Raw genomic sequence first — 2,716 nt, 5'->3', positions numbered from 1 at the left:
TACCTTGTCTATCGCGAGCTAAAGAAGATGAAAAAACTTCTCGATGGTGCTTTTGAAGAAACGAAGAAGAAAAAGAGAAAGGGTAAAAAATGAGACTGCCGACCGTCCTCATTGGAAGGTACGTTCCAACGGATTCGATAATTCACAAAATTGACCCACGCGCAAAACTTCTGGGCATGATTCTTTTGATATCTTCTATCCTTCTTGTGCCCAACCTTACTTTTTACCTTTTTCCTGGAGTAGCCGTTTTTCTCCTGATACTTTTCAGCCGGACAGGATTCAAAATATACCTGGCGGGACTAAAAAGCATGTGGTTCCTCATGGTTTTTGCTGTGGCGGTACAGTTTCTTTCGCCATCGGATGGCAGAAGGATCATCTGGTTTATAACAGACACAGCGATCCTGTCAGCGGCTTACATACTGTTGAGACTGCTCTTGATTATTCTTCTTGCGGAAAACTTCTCCGCCACCACTCCTCCTCTGCTGACGGCGCGGGCGATAGAGAACCTCTTTTCACTTTTTGGGGCAAGAAAACTCGGCCATGAGATCGGCATGGTGATGACAATCGCTATGAGGTTCGTTCCCATTCTGACTCTCGAAGCAGACAGGATACTGAAGGCTCAGATAGCAAGAGGAGCAAATTTTGAAAGAGGAAAATTCATAGACAGATTGAAAGCTCTCGTTGTGACTATCGTTCCCTTGCTGGCTTCTGCCTTGAGAAAGGCAGAAGAACTTGCAACAGCGATGGAGGCTCGTCTTTACACGGGAGAGCCTCCCAAGGTGAAATTCAGAGACATAGAATGGAAATTCTCTGATACATTATACGTTTTACTTACTCTGTGTGTTCTGCTTCTGGTTCTCTTCGGCCACGATTTCTTCGATGGCGTTCTTTAATATCCTCGCGGACTCTCTGAAAGCCTTCAACTCTTCATCGTTCAGTTTGAGCTCTAGGATTCTTTCCACTCCCTGTTTGCCGAGGGTGACGGGAACACTGATGCACACGTCCCTTACTCCAAGGTAATCTTCGAGGTACACGGACAGCGTTAGAACTCTTTTTTCGTCAAAAAAGATCGCCTCCACGATGTCTGTTACCGCGAGGGCGATGGCGTAATGCGTTGCTCCCTTTCTTTCTATGATCTCGTATGCTGCTCTTTTGGCCTTTTCTGCGAACTCTTCGAGGATACGGGAATCACACCGGTTGCAGATCTGGCACATGTTTCGAAGTGGTATACCACCGATCATGGCGCCACTCCAGATGGGAACTTCAGAGTCGCCGTGTTCTCCTATTACATACACGTGAACACTTCTCGGGGAAAAACCACAGTGCTGGGCAATCAGAGTTCTGAGTCTTGCGGTATCCAGCACAGTTCCTGATCCAAAGACTCTTTTTGGGTCCATCTTTGATTCTTTGAGGAAGAAGTAAGTGAGAACATCGACTGGATTTGTAACAACTATCACAATGGAGTCAGGAGCGTATTTTGAAACATTCCTAGCGATTTCCTCCATTACTCTGGCATTTCTTCCAAGAAGCTGGAGTCTAGTCTCACCTGGTTTCTGCGGAACACCTGCGGCAACTATGACCACATCTACATCCTTCAGGTCTTCGTATCCACCTGCGTAAATGTTTGCACGCCTTGTGAATGGTGTACCGTGTATGAGATCGAGAGCGTCTCCTTCAGCCCTTTTTCTGTCGATGTCTATTAGCACCATCTCTCTTGCGAATCCTTTCATCAACAGTGAAAACGCAGTGCTCGAGCCTACCCTTCCAAGACCAATGATACCTATCTTCATAGATACCACCTCCGTGGTGATAGAATACAAACAGGGTGATGTCATGGTGAAAAAAGTGTTACTCTTCTTGTCAATTAGTCTGGCCTTCTTTTTAATTATATCATCCCTTGTTTTCTTGAACAAAGCGGTGTCTTTTCTTTTCAAAGGAGAAGTGGAAAATCCTTACATCTTTCTTGTCCTCGGAAAAGACGAAGTGATTGAGCACACTGTTCGAACCGATGTAATTGTTCTTGGTGTGCTCGACTGGCAAAAGAGGGTACTCTCCTTCGTTTCCATACCGCGGGATCTAATGGTGGAAGGGAGAAAAATCAATTCTATCTACAATTCTTTCGGAGTGGAAAAGCTCTTTCAGATCGTGGAGTCGATCTTCGGAATAAAGATTGACTCTTACGTGGTTTTCGATTATAAAGGATTCAAGGTTCTCGGGGATGAGCTGGGACCAATAGAAGTGGTGCCAAACGAAGTCATGTTTTACGAGGATCTTTCTCAGAACCTTGTCATAAATTTCAAGCCCGGTGTCCCTTACAGGCTGTCCGGCAAGCAACTCCTTGCATATATAAGATACAGGAAGGACTCCATGGGAGATCTTGCACGGATAGAACGCCAGAAAGACGTCTTCAAAAAGCTTCTCAGTAAGGCCCTGAGCAAAAGTCCTGTTGATATCTCGAGGATATACAGAAAGGTGGGTCCGTACATCGAAACGAATATAGAACTTTCTGAACTTTTGACGCTTTTCTCAAAAGTGAGGGAAGGAGTAAAGACACAGTTTTTCACGCTCCCCTATGTTGTAGGTGAGAGTGGAGAGGTTTTCGTGGACAGGAAAGAACTTTCTTTGTTCAAAAAGAAGTTGTTTGAGGGATGTGCTAAAGAGACTTCTTCTTTGAATCTCGTTGTTCTGAACATTTCCTCACTCGTTTCAAGGGTGT

General features: G+C 45.1%; 3 protein-coding genes. 2 read left to right on the top strand and 1 reads right to left on the bottom strand.

The window, feature by feature from the left end; translation table 11 throughout:
- Nucleotides 1-89: 89 nt before the first annotated feature.
- Nucleotides 90-893 (top strand): energy-coupling factor transporter transmembrane protein EcfT, encoded by an 804-nt coding sequence (ecfT, locus tag J7K79_RS08190; RefSeq protein WP_296907390.1) that lies wholly within the window; start codon nt 90-92, stop codon nt 891-893.
- Here ecfT and J7K79_RS08185 read toward each other — a convergent pair.
- Nucleotides 828-1,790, bottom strand: a complete 963-nt coding sequence (locus tag J7K79_RS08185; RefSeq protein ID WP_296907388.1) for an L-lactate dehydrogenase — start codon at nt 1,788-1,790, stop codon at nt 828-830. The genes ecfT and J7K79_RS08185 overlap by 66 nt on opposite strands.
- A 43-nt stretch (nt 1,791-1,833) precedes the next feature.
- Between J7K79_RS08185 and J7K79_RS08180 the strand changes: the two genes are divergently transcribed.
- Nucleotides 1,834-2,716, top strand: an 883-nt coding sequence (locus tag J7K79_RS08180) for an LCP family protein (RefSeq protein WP_296907386.1), incomplete at its 3' end; no start/stop codon positions are given.

The organism is Thermotoga sp. (assembly GCF_021162145.1).
GTDB lineage: Bacteria > Thermotogota > Thermotogae > Thermotogales > Thermotogaceae > Thermotoga.
The sequence above is the reverse complement of the archived record's forward strand: the minus strand, read 5'-3'. Positions and strand labels throughout refer to the sequence as shown.